Here is a 16,231-nt window from a genome sequence, read left to right on the forward strand (position 1 = left end):
CGGGGTTGTCTTCTTGGAGGGGCTGGGGTTTTGTGCGGGGGGTTTCTCGGTTCTGGAGCTGGCCTTCACGACTCGGGGCTCCGCCCCGGAACCCCGCTCCTCAATCGCCGGAGGGGCTTGATCGGGGGGTATTCCCGGGGGTGTTGAGGGGTGGGCGGGGCTGGCCTCCTCGTCTCGGGGCTCCGCCCCGGAGCCCCGCTCCTCAATCGCCGGAGGGGCTTGATTTGGGGGTTGATGGGGTGGAGTTGGGGGTGTGGGGGTGCCAGGGGAGGGTGTGGCCGGCGAAATGGTGGTGGTGGGGCGGGGTCGGGTCCTGGGTCGGGACGCGGCGGCGGCGCCGGCGCTTGAGGAGGGCCCAGGGGCCGCGCGGGCCCGTCGGCATCGCGGCGGCGACCTCCGTGCCGCCTTCCTGGACCGCGCGGGCGGCGGCGCGGGCGACCGGGTAGAAGCCCTCGGCGCGGGAGACGTCGGGGCGTTCCTCCTCGGGCCAGACGCCTAGGGCCGCGCAGAGCGTGGGCAGGACGGCCATGGCGGCGGTGGCGTAGCCCTCGGCGGAGGGGTGGTAGTTGTCGGGGCCGAACAGTTCGCGGGGGTTCGCCGCGAACTCCGGGCCGAGCAGATCGCCGAGGGAGACCGTACGGCCGCCCTGCTCGATCGTGCCGATGGTCTGCGCCGCCGCCAACTGGCGCGAGGCCCGGCGCGCCAGCCAGCGCAGCGGCTGCTGCACAGGCTCGACCGAGCCGAGGTCGGGGCAGGTGCCGACGACGACCTCGGCGCCCGCGGTACGCAGCCGCCGTACGGCCGCGGAGAGGTGCCGTACGGAGGTCGTGGCGGGCATGCGGTGGGTGACGTCGTTGGCGCCGATCATGAGCACGCAGACGTCCGGCTGCCACCGCGGGTCCGCGAGGATCAGCGGGACCTGCCGGTCGAGGTCGTCGGAGCGGGCGCCGGGCAGCGCCACGTTCCGCAGTTCGACCGGGCGCTCGGCGACCGCCGCGAGGCCCGACGCGAGCAGCGCGCCCGGCGTCTGCCGCGCCCGGTGCACGCCCTGGCCCGCGGCCGTGGAGTCGCCGAGGACCGCGAAGCGCAGCGGCTCGGCGCCCGCGCTCCCGTACGCGCTGCCGTACAGGCCGTCGGCGGACGGGACGCGCACGGGATCGGGGCCGTGGTGACCCACTTGGCGGCGGGCCATCTGGACCTCCGCCACCAGCACCCCGACCGCGGCGGCGCCGAGGAGTCCGATCCCGCCGCCGCCGTACGCCGCTCCCGCGGCGATCCGTCGTGCCACCCTCGCCCTGCTCGACATGTTCCGCGGCCACCTGCCTTCGCGCTGCGCCCATCGACTGGTTCTCTTTTACGGCTTCATGAACTCATTGCCCCGTAATCACCGTCGGCCAATCGCAACGGGGGATGAAGGCCCGGCGCGCGGCATACGCTGGCCGCATCCATAAGTAGGAGACCGGAGACAACGGTGCAGATCCACGACTCGATGATCAGCCTCGTCGGCAACACCCCGCTGGTGAGGCTCAACAAGGTGACCGAAGGCATTCAGGCGACCGTCCTGGCCAAGGTCGAGTACTTCAACCCCGGCGGCAGCGTGAAGGACCGCATCGCGCTGCGCATGATCGAGGCGGCCGAGCGCAGCGGCGAGCTGCGCCCCGGCGGCACGATCGTCGAGCCGACCAGCGGGAACACCGGGGTGGGCCTCGCCATCGTGGCGCAGCAGAAGGGGTACAAGTGCATCTTCGTGTGCCCCGACAAGGTGAGCACCGACAAGATCAACGTGCTGCGCGCGTACGGCGCCGAGGTCGTCGTCTGCCCCACCGCCGTGGACCCCGAGCACCCGGACTCGTACTACAACGTCTCGGACCGGCTCGTGCGCGAGACGCCCGGCGCGTGGAAGCCGGACCAGTACTCGAACCCGAACAACCCGCTGTCGCACTACCACTCGACCGGCCCCGAGCTGTGGGAGCAGACCGAGGGGCGGATCACACACTTCGTGGCGGGCGTCGGCACCGGCGGCACGATCTCCGGCACCGGCCGCTATCTGAAGGACGCGAGCGAGGGCCGGGTCGAGGTCGTCGGCGCGGACCCCGAGGGCTCGGTGTACTCGGGCGGCTCGGGACGCCCGTACCTGGTCGAGGGCGTGGGCGAGGACTTCTGGCCGAGCGCGTACGACCGTGAGGTCGCCGACGAGATCGTCGCGGTGTCCGACAAGGACTCCTTCCAGATGACGCGGCGGCTCGCCAAGGAGGAGGGGCTGCTCGTCGGCGGCTCCTGCGGCATGGCGGTCGTCGCCGCGCTGCGCGTCGCGGAGCGGCTCGGCCCGGACGACGTGGTCGTCGTGCTGCTGCCGGACAGCGGGCGCGGCTACCTCAGCAAGATCTTCAACGACGAGTGGATGGCCGACTACGGCTTCCTCGACGACTCCGGGCCGAGCGCCCGCGTCGGTGACGTGCTGCGCCACAAGGAGGGCGGCGCGCTGCCCGAGCTGGTGCACATGCACCCCGAGGAGACCGTCGGCGAGGCGATCGACGTGCTGCGCGAGTACGGCGTCTCGCAGATGCCGATCGTGAAGCCGGGCGCCGGTCACCCCGACGTGATGGCGGCGGAGGTCATCGGCTCGGTCGTCGAGCGGGAGCTGCTGGACGCCCTGTTCGCGCAGCGCGCCTCGCTCGGCGACCCGCTGGAGAAGCACATGTCGGCGCCGCTGCCGCAGGTCGGCTCGGGTGAGCCGGTCGCGGACCTGATGACGGTCCTCGGCACGGCGGACGCGGCGATCGTGCTGGTCGAGGGCAAGCCGACCGGTGTCGTCAGCCGGCAGGACCTGCTGGCGTTCCTCGCCAAGGACGCCGGCAAGTAGCGGCGGCCCCGGGGTTCGCGCAACCGGTACGCGCGCGTCACGTGCGCGCAGCACCGGCTTAACACGCGTCCGGCACAGTGGTGGGTGTCGGCAGGGGAGAGCGGCTCTCGACCCCGCCGGCGCCCGGGGTCTTTCCCTGCGTCCCGTAGGGGAGGCCCTCGCGGTGTCAAGGTCTCCGGAGCGGCTCCCGGACCCCTGGACGCCCGGACGCGATGAGCCCCGGCCCTGACCCGGAGGCGCGTCCCTCGCGGGGACCGCCGTCGTCCCGCCCCCCGTTCACGGGGGTGCGGCGGTCCCCGCGCCACCTTCTTCGGCGCGGGTGCGCCTCACGCTTGGGCGCAGGTGCGCGTCATGCTTCCGCGCGGGTGCGCCCCCCGGCACGGGTGCGCGTCAGGCTTCCGCGCGGGCGTGCCTCACTCGACGAACAGGCCGCGCTCCGCCGCCCGTACGTCGAACTCCTCCAGGCGCGCCTGCGCCTGCGGCAGCCCGTCGCACATGGCCTCCAGGAGCACCCGGCCCAGCAGCATCGGCGCGCACGCCGTGTCGAAGGCGAGGCCGGTGCCGACGGCCGCCGGGATGAGCAGGTCGGACTCGCGCGCGACCGGCGCGAACGCCGAGTCCGCGACCGTGACCACCGTCAGACCGGCCTCGCGGGCGTGCGCGAGGGCGTCGACGACCTCGCGCGGATGGCGCGGCAGCGCGAAGCAGAGCAGGGTGGACGCCCCGGCCCTGACCGCCGCGTCGATGCGGTCGGTGAGCATCGAGCCGCCCTCGTCGAGGAGCCGTACGTCCGGGTGGACCTTCGCCGCGAAGTACGCGAAGCCGTACGCCTGGGAGGCCGCCGCCCGCAGTCCGAGCACCGGCAGCGGGCGGGACGCGGCGAGCAGCCGGCCGGCCTCCTCGACGGGCGCGGGGTCGGCGAGGAGTTCCGCGAGGTGGCGCAGGTTGGCGATCTCGGACTCGACGGCCTGCTGGTACTCGTTGGCCTTCGTGGCGGCCGGTTCGGCGGGGGCGACCTCGCGCAGATGGCGGCGGAGCGCCGGGTAGCCGTCGAAGCCGAGGGCGACCGCGAACCGGGTCACCGACGGCTGGCTGACCCCGGCCAGCTCGGCCAGCTCCACCGACGACAGGAACGGCACGTCGGCCGCGCGGCGCACCATGCAGTGCGCGATGCGGCGCTGGGTGGGGGTGAGGCGGTGGCCTTCGAAGAGGCTCTGGAGGCGGGCGGCGGGGCTGCCCGCCGACCGGCTCCGGTCCTCGCCGGCGCCGCCCTCGTCGGTGGTGTGCTCGCTCATCTCTCCCCGTCCGCGTCCGTGCCGGCCGCCGCCCTTCGCGCGGCGCCGGCTCTGCATGATGCTATGTCCAGGGTATTGACAAAAGTATTCAGCGGCGAGAACCCTGCATGACACTATGCAGGGAGGATCGCCATGGCAGCGGTAGTGGAGAAGCACTCCATCGACGTCGTACCCGACAGCGAGCGCCACGGGCGCGCCTTCAACCAGTTCACCCTCTGGCTCGGGGCCAACCTCCAGATCACGGCCGTCGTCACCGGCGCCCTCGCCGTCGTCTTCGGCGGCGACGTGGTCTGGTCCCTCGCCGGGCTCGTCCTCGGCAACCTCCTCGGCGGCGCCGTCATGGCCCTGCACTCCGCCCAGGGGCCCCGGCTCGGCCTGCCGCAGATGATCCAGTCCCGGGCGCAGTTCGGCGTCAAGGGCGCGGTCGTCCCGCTGCTCCTCGTCATCCTCATGTACGTGGGCTTCTTCGCCAGCGGCAGCGTGCTCGCCGGCGAGGCCACCGCCCGCCTCACCCACACGAGCGACACCACCGGCATCGTCGTCTTCGCCGCCGTCACCGCCGTCATGGCCGCCGTCGGCTACCGCGTCATCCACGCCCTCGGCCGCGTCGCCTCCGTCGTGTGCGCGCTCGCCTTCCTCTATCTCGGCATCCGGCTCCTGGACCGCGTCGACCTCGGCGCGCTGCTCGGCAAGGCCCACTTCTCGCTGCCGATGTTCCTGCTCGCGGTCTCCCTCTCCGCGTCCTGGCAGCTCGCCTTCGGCCCGTACGTCGCCGACTACTCGCGCTATCTGCCGCGCACGACCAGCGCCAAGGCCACGTTCTGGTGGACGCTGTCCGGGTCGGCGCTCGGCGCGCAGTGGTCCATGACGTTCGGTGTGCTGGTCGCGGCGAGCGCGGGCGGCGCCTTCCTCGACGACCAGGTCGGTTACGTCGTCTCCCTCGGCGGCGCCGGGCTCGTCGCGTCCTTCTTCTACTTCGTCATCGCGCTCGGCAAGCTCACCATCAACGTCCTCAACACCTACGGCGGCTTCATGTCGATGGTGACCGGCGTCAGCGGCTTCCGGGGCCAGCGCGTCCTGTCGCGGCGCGGGCGGGCCGTGTACATCGCCGTCATCATGGTCGCGGGGACGGCCGTCGCCCTCGCCGGCAAGGACAGCTTCCTCGCGTCGTTCAAGGACTTCCTGCTGTTCCTGCTGACGTTCTTCACTCCGTGGTCGGCGATCAACCTCGTCGACTACTACCTCATCTCCCGCGAGCGCTACGACATCCCCGCGCTCGCCGACCCCGCCGGCCGCTACGGCGCCTGGCGCTGGGACGCGCTCACCGTGTACGGGATCGGGCTCCTCGCCCAGCTCCCGTTCCTCGCCACCGCGTTCTACACCGGGCCGCTCGTCGGACCGCTCGGCGGCGCGGACATCTCCTGGATCGTGGGGCTCGTCGTCCCGGCCGCCCTGTACTGGGCGCTCGCCCGCCGCGACACCTCCCACGTCCCGCACGAGACCATCCTCGGGCTCCCCGATCAGCGCCCGCTCCCGGCGGCCGAGGGCGCCGTCCCGTAGGGGAAAGAGGGGGGTTAGCCCCACTGCCCGCGGTACCCGGCGCCCGTACCGTGGTGGGCTATGGAAGCCCGCGAACGCGCACGTGACGCCGAACTCAAGAAGGAACTCGACGCCGCCCTGGACGCCCGCAGGGAGCTGGGCGAGGAGTACGAGTCCGCGCTCGTGGACTCCTTCCTGGACAAGGTCGAGCAGCGCCTCGACTCCGTCGTCGACCGCCGGGTGCGCCGGCGCCTCGCCGAACAGCAGATGGTCGTCGCCCGGGGCGGGCGCGGGGCGCGCGGGAGCGGCGGTGACGGCTGGGGCGAGCGCTTCGGTTTCGCCGTGATCTCGCTGGTGCTCGCGGTGCCGCTGTCGGCCATCGCCGTCGTCAACGCCCATCTGCCGGGCCTGCTCATCGCCTGGGGCGGCATCGTCGGCGTGAACGCGCTGCACACCGGCCATCTGTGGCCCCGCCGACGCGAGCGCGCCACCCGCGACGAGAGCGAGTGGCGCGACTAGTGGTACGTGTGGTGGACCGGCGGCTCAGACCTCCAGTTCGGCCTCGATCTTCTTGAGCTGGTGGCGGGCCATCGCCAGGTTCGAGCGCGAGGCGTCGAGCACGAGGTAGAGGAACAGGCCGTTGCCCCCGCGCCCCTTGAGCAGCCGGATCAGGTGGTACTGCGTGCCGAGCGTGATCAGGATGTCCTCGATCTCGTCCTTGATGCCGAGGTGCTCCATCGTGCGCAGCTTGGCGCGCACCACGTCGGTGTTGCCCGCGGCGGCGACCTCCAGGTCGAAGCTCTTGGAGCCGCCGATGGTGCCAAGAGCCATGCCGCTCGTGTAGTCGACGAGCGCGGCGGCGGTCGCCCCCTCGATGGAGGAGAGGGCGTCCTTGAGGGCGGTCTCGGTGTTGGCCATGGTGCTGGGTCCTTCCTTGGCGTTGCCGGTGGTACTACGACGGGTGTTCCGTTTTTCCTGACTGGTACGGGGGGTGCCGCCGACGCCCGTCGAACGGGCGTGGCGCGAGCGGGCCGGGGGCGTCAACGCGCCGTCCCGGCCTGCGGATCGGTCCGCTCGGGGAGCCTCGGCGTACGGACGGGCAGGGCGGCGGAGCCGGGCAGCGTACGGGCGCGGGCCCGGCCGCGCTGGCGTGCGGCGGCCTCCCGCGCGGTGGCCAACCCGCCCGCCGCCGCGACGAGTTCCCCTATCCGCACGCTAGCCCTGCGGCCCTCCAGATGGAGCCGGCCCACGTTGACCCGGTCCTCGGCGAGCAGCGTGAGCACCGCCGCGTCGCCGGCCGCGTACGTGGCGACGTACCCCTCGGTGCCGCGCACCAGCAGCTCGCGGAACGCGCCCTGCTCCGTCGCGTCCGACAGGCGCTGCGCCACGCCGAGCGCGGCGGCGGTCAGCGCGGCGACGCCCTCGGGTTCGACGCCGGGGGTGTCGTGGGCGAGGACGAGGCCGTCGACGCTGGCCGCGATGGCGCCGGTCACCTGCGGCACCTGGACTCTCAACCGGTGCAGTTCGGCGCGGAGTTCGGCCTCGTCGGCCATCGGAAGTCTCCTCTCGGCAGGCTGGCGGCGGCGTCTCACAGCGCCTCCAGCGCGGCACGCAGCCGGCGCAGCAGGGCCACGTCCGGGTCCTCGACGGCGGTCTGCGCGACCCATGCGGGCACGGGCGTGGTGTGGGCGGGCAGCGGCGGCGCCGTCGTGACAAGCCCGGTCGCGGCCAGGCGGCGCAGGTCCACCAGCGTGTGGAACGCGGGCCGGCCGAGCGCCAGCGCGATCTGCGAGGCGGTCCGCACGCCGTCCACCAGGTCGAGCACGCGGCGGCGCCTCGGCGGCACGCGGCTGTCCCGGGCGGCGGCGCGGGCCAGGGGCGCGGTGTCGGTGTCCGGCTCGGGCCAGATCCGCTGGAGCAGATCGCGGCGGCGCAGCGTCTCCCGTTCGACGGCGGCGACCGGCACCGGGCGCACCGCCCCGAACCAGTGCGCGACCCCGTACCGGAAACGGGTCGGGCCGCTGCTCGGGGCCAGCGTGAAGTACGCGGCGTCGAACAGCGCGCCCAGATGGCACAGTTCGAGCGCGCCGTCGGTCAGCTTGCCCTGCTCGACGAGGTAGCGGCCGACGCTGTGCCGCGCGCCCGCCCGGTCCACCGCCTCCCACCAGCCCTCGGCCTTCAGCGCGCCGCCCGCCGTGAGCAGGACGTCCATGCCGGGGGTCGCGGGCGACTCCGCGTGCGTGATCCGGCCGTCCTGGAGGTAGAGCGTGCCGTGCTCGCGGATCAGGGCGCCCGTCGCGTGCTCCTCGGCGAGCCGGTTCAGCATCGGGGAGAGCGCGTTCATCCGAGCACCAGCCGGTCGGCGAGGTCCGCGAGGCGGATGCGGGCCAGGGCGAGGTTGCCTTCGGCGCGGTCCAGCCACAGGTGCAGGAAGACGCTGCTGTCGAACGCCGTCGGTACGAAGCGCAGCAGGTGGTAGCCGTCGCGGCTGGTGACGATGACGTCCTCGACGGGCGGGGACTTCTCCCCTGCCGGGTCCGGGGCGCGGTCCTGGGTGTCGGCGGGGGCGAACGCGCGGTGTTCCGCCGCCATCCGGGCCAGTTCCGCGGCTTCTACGGCGGTGGCCTCGTGGTCGCCGTTGGGGGAGTCCCCCACGGTGCCGAGGGCCAGGCCGCTGGTCCAGTCGACGACGGAGGCGCCTCGGGCGCCTGGTAGCCGCATGGCCTCCAGGAGGCACTCGTCGATTCCGGGCACGCCTGGGACTCCCCATCTCGTCGTCATGGCACGGGTGTACGTATTCGTGTGACGGTGAGGCTACGCATTGTGGGGCGGGCCGGTGAGCGTTCTGGCATTTTCCAGTGGAACATGCGTCCCCCTACTAGACTCCGCGCCACTCGTCCGAGGCTGAGGCCCGCTGCCCTGAACGTTCTGCGCAGTTCCCCGCGCCCCTGGGTAGTCGATCACCTTTCGGCCGGTGGGGCTTCTCGCGCAGTTCCCCGCGCCCCTGAGGGAGCGGGGCTTCGCCCCAGCTCCCCAGGGGAGGAGGTGGCGACGCAGTCGCCCCGACAGGGGCGCGGGGAACTGCGCGATCAGCCACGACGAGAGCTGAGGCTCAAGACCACGGGCTGGCCCACCTGCCTAGGGGCGCGGGGAACTGCGCGATCAGCCACGACGAAAGGCGAGGGCGCCCACCGGGCGGGACGGGCTACAGGGACGTCAAGGCGTTGGCGTGGGCGCCGCCTGATTCCGCTACTACGTCCGGGACGGACTGCGCATCCCGCACGACAGCGAACCGCACACCCCCCACCCCGTCGGAGACGAACCCGTACACCCCGGGCCGCACAAGGGAGTTGTACGAGTAATGCTGCGCGAAGTAATACGCCCCGGTGTCCAGCGCAGCGACCACGTCCCCCGCGTCCAGCAACGGCACCTCCCGCCCCTCGGCCAGCAGATCCCCCGAGAAGCAGGCGGGCCCGGCGATGTCCTGGAGGACGGGGGGCCCGCTCTTGGGCCGCCCGTCACCCCCGTACGCGGCGATCCGCAGCGGCCAGGACGAGGGCGCGTACACGGTCCGCGTGGCGACCTGGACGCCCGCGTGCGTGACGGCGATGGGCCGCCCGCCGCTGTGTTTGGCGTACTCCACGAGCGCCAGCGTCGTCCCGTGCTTGGCGAGCAGCGACCGCCCGAACTCGGTGACGAGCCCGTACCGCCCGTCGAACAGCCCGGGGACGGTCGCGGCCAGCAGTGAGGCGTACTCGGCGTAGGAGGGCGTCGTCTCGTCGGAGCCGAAGTCGACGGGCAGGCCGCCGCCGATGTCGAGGGTGTCGATCTGCTGCCGGCCGGCCGCCGCGTTGATCTCCTCGGCGAGTTCGTACGCCTCGCGCACCCCGCGCGCCATCAGCTCCAGGGGCACGCCCTGCGATCCGGAGTGGGTGTGCAGGCGGGTCAGCCAGGGCCGCGTGCGGTACGCCTCGACGACCCACGCGCGGGCGCCCTCGTCCCGCAGCGCCACCCCGAACTTGGAGGTCGCGGTCGCGGTGGAGAGCGCGCCGATGGTGCCCGCGCCGATCTGCGGGTTGACGCGCAGGCCGAGCGGCGACGTGGTGGGCGCGGAGGCGACGAGCGCGTCGAGGCGGGCGAGTTCCTGCGGGTTGTCGGCGTTGACGGCGATGCCGAGGGCGAGCGCCTCGCGCAGTTCGGCGCGGGTCTTGGCGGGGGAGTCGAGGACGGTCGCGGTGGGCGGGACGCCGGCGGCGCGGGCGAGGGCGAGTTCGCCGGGGCTCGCGACCTCGGCGCCGATCCCGGCCTCGCGCAGCAGCCGCAGCACGGGCACGAGCGGGGTCGCCTTGACGGCGAAGGCGTGCAGGACGGGCGTGCCGGGCGCGGTGACCGCGTCGAACGCGGCGTGCAGCGCGGCGGCCGAGGCGCGGATGCCGGCGATGTCGAGCAGGCCCGCGACGGGCGCGCCGGGACCGATGAGGCGCTGCTCCACAGCGGCGCGTACGGCCTGGTCGCGGCGGGTGGTGAGGTCCTGGGCAGAGAGCGGGGAAGCGTCCGTGGATGCCATGGGTGCCACACAACCATCCGGGCCGCGCCGAAGGGAACGTATTGACTAGCTCTATTCAGAAAGCCAGGATGTGAATATCTGCATCCGCCGTTCCTTCCTGGAGGCTCACATGTCCGGTCCCCGCCCCGTACGCGCCCCGCGCGGCACCGAGCTGAACACCCTCGGGTGGCAGCAGGAAGGCGCCCTGCGGATGCTCATGAACAACCTGGACGCCGAGGTGGCGGAGCACCCCGACAAGCTCGTCGTCTACGGCGGCACCGGCAAGGCGGCCCGGTCCTGGGAGGCGTACGACGCGATCGTGCGCACGCTCAAGACGCTGAAGTCCGACGAGACGCTCCTCGTGCAGTCCGGCAAGCCGGTCGGCGTGCTGCGCACCAGCGAGTGGGCCCCGCGCGTCCTGCTCGCCAACTCCAACCTCGTGGGCGACTGGGCCAACTGGGAGGAGTTCCGCAAGCTGGAGGCCGCGGGCCTGACCATGTACGGCCAGATGACGGCCGGTTCGTGGATCTACATCGGCTCCCAGGGCATCGTCCAGGGCACGTACGAGACCTTCGGCGCCGTCGCCCGCAAGAAGTTCGGCGGCACCCTCGCCGGGACGATCACGCTGACCGCGGGCGTCGGCGGCATGGGCGGCGCCCAGCCGCTCGCCGTCACCATGAACGAGGGCGTCGCCCTCTGCGTCGACGTCGACGAGACCCGTATCGACCGCCGCATCCACACCCGCTACCTCGACGTGAAGGCCGACAGCCTCGACCACGCCCTGGAGCTGGCGGTCAAGGCCCGCGACGAGCGCCGCGGCCTGTCCATCGGCGTCGTCGGCAACGCCGCCGAGGTCTTCCCCGAACTGCTGCGCCGCGACGCCCCCATCGACATCGTCACCGACCAGACCTCCGCCCACGACCCGCTCGCCTACCTGCCCGTCGGCATCTCCGTCGCGGACTGGGACAAGGAGCGCGAGGCGGACCCGGCCGGCTTCACCGACAAGGCCCGCCACTCGATGCGCCTGCACGTCGAGGCCATGGTCGGCTTCCTCGACAAGGGCGCCGAGGTCTTCGACTACGGCAACTCCATCCGCGACGAGGCCCGCAAGGCCGGCTACGACCGCGCCTTCGACTTCCCCGGCTTCGTGCCCGCGCACATCCGGCCGCTGTTCGAGGAGGGCCTCGGCCCGTTCCGCTGGGCCGCGCTCTCCGGCGACCCGGAGGACATCCGCAAGACGGACGCCGCGATCAAGGAACTGTTCCCGGACAACAAGCACCTGCACCGCTGGCTCGACATGGCCGGCGAGCGCATCTCCTTCGAGGGCCTGCCCGCCCGCATCTGCTGGCTCGGCTACGGCGAACGCCACCTCGCCGGGCTGAAGTTCAACGAGATGGTCGCCTCCGGCGAACTCTCCGCGCCCGTCGCCATCGGCCGCGACCACCTCGACTCCGGCTCGGTCGCCTCCCCGTACCGCGAGACCGAGTCCATGAAGGACGGCTCCGACGCCATCGCCGACTGGCCGCTCCTGAACGCCCTCGTCAACACCGCCTCCGGCGCCTCCTGGGTCTCCCTGCACCACGGCGGCGGCGTCGGCATGGGCCGCTCCATCCACGCCGGCCAGGTCTGCGTCGCCGACGGCACGGAGCTCGCTGCCGCGAAGATCGAGCGGGTCCTGACGAACGACCCGGCGATGGGCGTCATCCGCCACGTTGACGCGGGCTACGAGCACGCGGCCGAGGTCGCCGCCGAGCGCGGAGTCCGCGTGCCCATGACGGAAGGTGACAGCAAGTGACGCGCCCTGAAGGGGCGCCGGGAACCGCGCGGCCGGCCACGGCCGGCCCGCAGTCGCCGACAACCCCGGACTTCACGGCGATGTGGCGCGACCTGCGGCCCATCGGCCGTGACAAGGACACACGCGGCTACCGCCGCCACGCCTGGACCGAGGCTGACGCCGACTGCCGGGCCTGGTTCAAGGAGCAGGCGGAGAACCGCGGCCTGACCTACGAACTGGACCGCAACGGCAACCAGTGGGCCTGGCTCGGCGACCCGGAAGCCGGCGGAGCCGTCGTCACCGGCTCCCACCTGGACTCCGTACCCGACGGCGGCGCCTTCGACGGCCCGCTCGGCGTCGTGTCGTCCTTCGCCGCGCTCGACGAACTCCGCCGCAGGGGAGCGGAGTTCACGAAGCCGCTCGCGCTCACCAACTTCGGCGACGAGGAGGGTGCCCGCTTCGGCCTGGCCTGCGTCGGCTCCCGCCTCGCCACCGGCGCCCTCACCCGCGAACAGGCGCACGCGCTCACCGACGGCGACGGCGTCACGCTCCCGCAGGCGATGGAGCGCGCGGGACACGACCCGCAGGCCATCGGCGCCGACCCCGAACGCCTGGACCGCATCGGCGCGTTCGTCGAACTCCACGTCGAACAGGGCCGCGCCCTCGACCTGTCCGGGGACGGGGTGGGCGTCGCCAGCTCCATCTGGCCGCACGGCCGCTGGCGCTTCGACTTCCGCGGCGAGGCCAACCACGCCGGCACCACCCGCCTCGTGGACCGCAGGGACCCCATGCTGTCCTACGCGGAGACCGTCCTCGCCGCCCGCCGCGAGGCCCGCGCCCTCGGCGCCGTCGCCACCTTCGGCAAGATCGCCGTCGAGCCCAACGGCGTCAACGCCATCCCCTCCCTCGTACGGGGCTGGCTCGACTCGCGCGCCGCCGACCAGGACACCCTGGACGCCACGGTCACCGCGATCGAGGACGCCGCCCGCGCCTACGGCGAGGAACACGGCATCGACGTCGCCCTCACCCGCGAGTCGTTCACGCCGGTCGTCGAGTTCGACCACGCCCTGCGCGACGAGCTGACCCGCATCCTCGGTACGGACACCGACCTCAAGGTGCCCGTCCTCGGCACGGGCGCGGGACACGACGCCGGCATCCTCGCCTCCCGCGTCCCCACCGCCATGCTGTTCGTACGCAACCCCACGGGCGTCTCGCACTCCCCGGCCGAGTTCGCCGCCGAGGACGACTGCCTGGCCGGGGTGCGCGCACTGGCCGACGTACTGGAAGGACTGGCCTGCACGTGACGCAGACGACGACGTACTGGCTGGAGCACGCCTGGCTCGACCCCCACGTCGAACCCGGCGTGGTCATCGAGACGAGCGGCGAGCGCATCACCGCCGTCCGCACGGACGTGCCGACGCCCCCGCCGGGCGCCGTCGTCCTGCGCGGACTGACCCTGCCCGGCCTCGCCAACGCCCACAGCCACGCCTTCCACCGGGCGCTGCGCTCGACCGTGCAGGTGGGTTCCGGCACGTTCTGGACGTGGCGGGAGGTCATGTACGGGGTCGCCGACCGGCTCACCCCCGACTCGTACCACGCGCTCGCGCGGGCCGTGTACGCGGAGATGGCGCTCACCGGCATCACGGCCGTCGGCGAGTTCCACTACGTGCACCACGCGCCCGGCGGGACGCCCTACGCCGATCCCAACGCGATGAGCGAGGCGCTGATCGCCGCCGCCGAGGACGCGGGCGTACGCCTCACCCTCCTCGACACCGCCTATCTCTCCGCCGGCTTCGGCAAGGAGCCCGACCACCACCAGCGGCGCTTCAGCGACGGGGACGCGGTGGCCTGGGCCGAGCGCGTCTCCCGGCTCAAGGAACGGCCCGGGCTGCGGATCGGCGCCGCGATCCACTCCGTACGGGCCGTGCCGGCCGAGCAGCTCGCCACCGTCGCCGCATGGGCCCGCGACCGGGGCGCCCCGCTCCACGTGCACCTGTCGGAGCAGACCGCCGAGAACGACGCCTGCCAGGCCGCCCACGGGTGTACGCCGACGCAGCTCCTCGCCGATCACGGGGTGCTGGGGGCGGCGACCACGGGCGTCCACAACACGCACCTCACGGACGGGGACATCGCGCTCATCGGGGGTTCCGGGACCGGCACCTGCATGTGCCCGACCACCGAACGCGACCTCGCCGACGGGATCGGCCCCGCCGTCGCCCTCCAGCGGGCCGGATCGCCGCTCAGCCTCGGCTCCGACAGCCATGCCGTGATCGACCTCTTCGAGGAGGCGCGGGCCATGGAGCTGAACGAGCGGCTGCGTTCCCGTACGCGGGGCCACTGGACCGCTTCGGCGCTCTTGCGGGCGGCCACCGTCGACGGGCATCGGGCGCTCGGCTGGTCCGACGCGGGTGTCTTCGAGGCGGGGGCCCTCGCGGATCTGGTCACCGTGGACCTGCGTTCCGTACGGACCGCTGGGGCCGCGGGGCGGTTCGGGGCGGAGGTCGCGGTGTTCGCGGCGAGCGGGGCGGATGTGACTGACGTCGTCGTGGCGGGGCGGAGGGTCGTCCGCGCGGGTTCGCATGCGCGGGTGCCGGATGTCCCCCAGGCCCTCATCACCGCGCTGCCCCTCTGACCGGACGCTGCCCCTCGCGGCATGCCTGTCACCTGCGGCCCGGTGGGGCTTCTCGCGCAGTTCCCCGCGCCCCTGAAGCATGCACTCCGTGCAGCTTCCCCTCCGGGAAGCGGGGCTCCGCCCCAGCTCCCCTCCCTCCGGGGGGGGAGGGTGCGACGCAGTCGCCCCGACAGGGGCGCGGGGAACTGCGCGACCAGCCACGACGAGAGTCGAGGATCAAGACCACGGGCAGGCCCACCCACCTAGGGGCGCGGGGAACTGCGCGATCAGCCACGACGAGAGTCGAGGCCAAGGAAACCGCCCGGAGGGGCACTCACCCAGGGTGAAGCGCGCCGGCGACGAAGAACCCGGATTTAAAGGAGAACGTCGACTTGACCAGTACCGCCATTCTCAACATCGGGACGTTGGTCACCAACAGCCCCGCCCACGGCCACGGCCCCGGCCCCCTCGGCCAGATCGAGAACGCCGCCCTGGTCGTGGAGGACGACACGGTGACCTGGGTGGGCCCGGGCAAGAACGTCCCGCCCACCGACACCACGTACGACGCCCAGGGCCGAGCCCTGATCCCCGGTTTCGTGGACTCGCACTCCCACCTCCTGTTCGCCGGCGACCGAACCGCCGAGTTCAACGCCCGCATGTCCGGCCAGAGCTACGCCGCGGGCGGCATCCGCACCACCGTCGAAGCCACCCGCGCGGCAAGCGACGAAGCCCTGGAGGCGGGCCTCACCCGTTACCTCGCGGAAGCGCTCCGCCAGGGCACGACGACGTTCGAGACGAAATCGGGCTACGGCCTGACGACGGCCGACGAGGAACGCGCCCTGCGCATCGCCGCCGCCCACACGGACGAGGTCACGTACCTCGGCGCCCACATCGTCGCGCCCGACTTCGCCGACGACCCGGCCGCGTACGTCGACCTCGTGACCGGCGAGATGCTGGACGCCTGCGCCCCGCACGCCCGCTGGATCGACGTGTTCTGCGAGAAGGGCGCGTTCGACGGCGACCAGGCGCGGGCCATCCTCACGGCGGGCCGCGCCAAGGGCCTGCACCCGCGTATCCACGCCAACCAGCTCTCCTACGGCCCCGGCGTCCAGCTCGCCGTGGAGCTGGACGCGGCCAGCGCCGACCACTGCACGCATCTGACGGACGCGGACGTCGACGCCCTCGCCAACAGCGCGACGGTGGCCACGCTGCTGCCGGGCGCCGAGTTCTCCACCCGCGCCCAGTGGCCGAACGCCCGCCGGCTGCTGGACGCGGGCGCGACGGTCGCCCTGTCCACGGACTGCAACCCGGGCTCGTCGTTCACCTCGTCCGTCCCGTTCTGCATCGCGCTGGCCGTACGCGACATGGGGATGACGCCCGACGAGGCGCTGTGGGCGGCGACGGCGGGCGGCGCGGCGGCGCTGCGCCGCACGGACGTGGGCCACCTCGCGCCGGGCGCCCGCGCCGACTTCGCCCTGCTGGACGCGCCGAGCCATGTGCATCTCGCGTACCGGCCGGGCGTCCCGCTGGTCACGGAGGTGTGGCGCAGGGGCGCCCGCGTGGCCTGAGGGCGTTCCGGCTCTCGCACGCGTACGGGCCCGCC

At 73.1% G+C, this 16,231-nt stretch carries 14 protein-coding genes; 7 read left to right on the forward strand and 7 right to left on the reverse strand.

The genetic code is table 11. The features are described from left to right. Positions 1 to 202: 202 nt before the first annotated feature. Complete coding sequence (locus ACZ7LY_RS27680) at positions 203 to 1,288, reverse strand: SGNH/GDSL hydrolase family protein (protein WP_471627444.1); 1,086 nt, start codon at positions 1,286 to 1,288, stop codon at positions 203 to 205. A 183-nt stretch (positions 1,289 to 1,471) separates the two neighbouring features. Between ACZ7LY_RS27680 and ACZ7LY_RS27685 the strand changes: the two genes are divergently transcribed. Next, positions 1,472 to 2,863, forward strand: a complete 1,392-nt coding sequence (locus tag ACZ7LY_RS27685) for a cystathionine beta-synthase (RefSeq protein WP_471627445.1) — start codon at positions 1,472 to 1,474, stop codon at positions 2,861 to 2,863. 413 nt (positions 2,864 to 3,276) lie between these two features. Here the strand turns inward: ACZ7LY_RS27685 and ACZ7LY_RS27690 are convergent, their stop codons facing one another. After that, positions 3,277 to 4,158 (reverse strand): MurR/RpiR family transcriptional regulator, encoded by an 882-nt coding sequence (locus ACZ7LY_RS27690; RefSeq protein WP_471627446.1) that lies wholly within the window; start codon positions 4,156 to 4,158, stop codon positions 3,277 to 3,279. 132 nt (positions 4,159 to 4,290) lie between these two features. Here ACZ7LY_RS27690 and ACZ7LY_RS27695 point away from each other — a divergent pair, with 132 nt between their 5' ends. Both ACZ7LY_RS27695 and ACZ7LY_RS27700 read left to right on the forward strand, forming a co-directional pair. Beyond that, positions 4,291 to 5,718 carry a purine-cytosine permease family protein gene (locus ACZ7LY_RS27695; protein WP_471627447.1) on the forward strand — a complete coding sequence of 476 codons (1,428 nt, stop codon included), beginning with the start codon at positions 4,291 to 4,293 and terminating at the stop codon, positions 5,716 to 5,718. Between the two features lie 60 nt (positions 5,719 to 5,778). Next, positions 5,779 to 6,216, forward strand: coding sequence for a hypothetical protein (locus tag ACZ7LY_RS27700; RefSeq protein ID WP_471627448.1), 438 nt, complete (start codon positions 5,779 to 5,781; stop codon positions 6,214 to 6,216). A 24-nt stretch (positions 6,217 to 6,240) separates the two neighbouring features. Here the strand turns inward: ACZ7LY_RS27700 and ACZ7LY_RS27705 are convergent, their stop codons facing one another. From ACZ7LY_RS27705 to ACZ7LY_RS27725, 5 genes are all read right to left on the reverse strand, one after another. After that, the gene (locus tag ACZ7LY_RS27705; protein WP_471627449.1) at positions 6,241 to 6,615 is read right to left on the reverse strand and encodes a roadblock/LC7 domain-containing protein; all 375 of its coding nucleotides are present in this window, start codon (positions 6,613 to 6,615) and stop codon (positions 6,241 to 6,243) included. Positions 6,616 to 6,737: 122 nt separating this feature from the next. Next, complete coding sequence (locus ACZ7LY_RS27710; protein WP_471627450.1) at positions 6,738 to 7,250, reverse strand: roadblock/LC7 domain-containing protein; 513 nt, start codon at positions 7,248 to 7,250, stop codon at positions 6,738 to 6,740. Between the two features lie 35 nt (positions 7,251 to 7,285). Beyond that, positions 7,286 to 8,041, reverse strand: coding sequence for a transcriptional regulator (locus ACZ7LY_RS27715; RefSeq protein WP_471627451.1), 756 nt, complete (start codon positions 8,039 to 8,041; stop codon positions 7,286 to 7,288). After that, entirely contained in the window at positions 8,038 to 8,451 is a 414-nt protein-coding gene (locus tag ACZ7LY_RS27720) for a hypothetical protein (protein ID WP_471627452.1), read from the reverse strand. Before ACZ7LY_RS27720 ends, ACZ7LY_RS27715 begins: the two co-directional genes overlap by 4 nt. 451 nt (positions 8,452 to 8,902) lie before the next feature. Further along, positions 8,903 to 10,264: a type III PLP-dependent enzyme domain-containing protein gene (locus ACZ7LY_RS27725; RefSeq protein ID WP_471627453.1), complete on the reverse strand. Its 1,362-nt coding sequence runs from the start codon at positions 10,262 to 10,264 to the stop codon at positions 8,903 to 8,905. 109 nt (positions 10,265 to 10,373) lie between these two features. Between ACZ7LY_RS27725 and hutU the strand changes: the two genes are divergently transcribed. The 4 genes from hutU (at position 10,374) to hutI (ending at position 16,196) form a co-directional block, all read left to right on the forward strand. Continuing rightward, positions 10,374 to 12,038 carry a urocanate hydratase gene (gene hutU / locus ACZ7LY_RS27730; protein ID WP_471627454.1) on the forward strand — a complete coding sequence of 555 codons (1,665 nt, stop codon included), beginning with the start codon at positions 10,374 to 10,376 and terminating at the stop codon, positions 12,036 to 12,038. An 80-nt stretch (positions 12,039 to 12,118) separates the two neighbouring features. Beyond that, entirely contained in the window at positions 12,119 to 13,321 is a 1,203-nt protein-coding gene (locus ACZ7LY_RS27735; RefSeq protein WP_471627480.1) for an allantoate amidohydrolase, read from the forward strand. Beyond that, a complete protein-coding gene (locus ACZ7LY_RS27740; RefSeq protein WP_471627455.1) occupies positions 13,318 to 14,649 on the forward strand; it encodes a formimidoylglutamate deiminase in 1,332 nt (443 codons plus the stop codon). Before ACZ7LY_RS27735 ends, ACZ7LY_RS27740 begins: the two co-directional genes overlap by 4 nt. A 371-nt stretch (positions 14,650 to 15,020) precedes the next feature. Beyond that, the gene (hutI, locus tag ACZ7LY_RS27745) at positions 15,021 to 16,196 is read left to right on the forward strand and encodes an imidazolonepropionase (protein ID WP_471627456.1); all 1,176 of its coding nucleotides are present in this window, start codon (positions 15,021 to 15,023) and stop codon (positions 16,194 to 16,196) included. Positions 16,197 to 16,231 lie beyond the last annotated feature (35 nt).

It is taken from the genome of Streptomyces sp. NPDC107550 (assembly GCF_055639095.1).

Bases quoted from the DNA above. Each gene is read 5' to 3' on its own strand.
- ACZ7LY_RS27690 (WP_471627446.1), bottom strand. From the start codon at position 4,158: ATGAGCGAGCACACCACCGACGAGGGCGGCGCCGGCGAGGACCGGAGC.
- ACZ7LY_RS27695 (WP_471627447.1), top strand. From the start codon at position 4,291: ATGGCAGCGGTAGTGGAGAAGCACTCCATCGACGTCGTACCCGACAGC.
- ACZ7LY_RS27700 (WP_471627448.1), top strand. From the start codon at position 5,779: ATGGAAGCCCGCGAACGCGCACGTGACGCCGAACTCAAGAAGGAACTC.
- ACZ7LY_RS27705 (WP_471627449.1), bottom strand. From the start codon at position 6,615: ATGGCCAACACCGAGACCGCCCTCAAGGACGCCCTCTCCTCCATCGAG.
- ACZ7LY_RS27710 (WP_471627450.1), bottom strand. From the start codon at position 7,250: ATGGCCGACGAGGCCGAACTCCGCGCCGAACTGCACCGGTTGAGAGTC.
- ACZ7LY_RS27715 (WP_471627451.1), bottom strand. From the start codon at position 8,041: ATGAACGCGCTCTCCCCGATGCTGAACCGGCTCGCCGAGGAGCACGCG.
- ACZ7LY_RS27725 (WP_471627453.1), bottom strand. From the start codon at position 10,264: ATGGCATCCACGGACGCTTCCCCGCTCTCTGCCCAGGACCTCACCACC.
- hutU (WP_471627454.1), top strand. From the start codon at position 10,374: ATGTCCGGTCCCCGCCCCGTACGCGCCCCGCGCGGCACCGAGCTGAAC.
- ACZ7LY_RS27735 (WP_471627480.1), top strand. From the start codon at position 12,119: ATGTGGCGCGACCTGCGGCCCATCGGCCGTGACAAGGACACACGCGGC.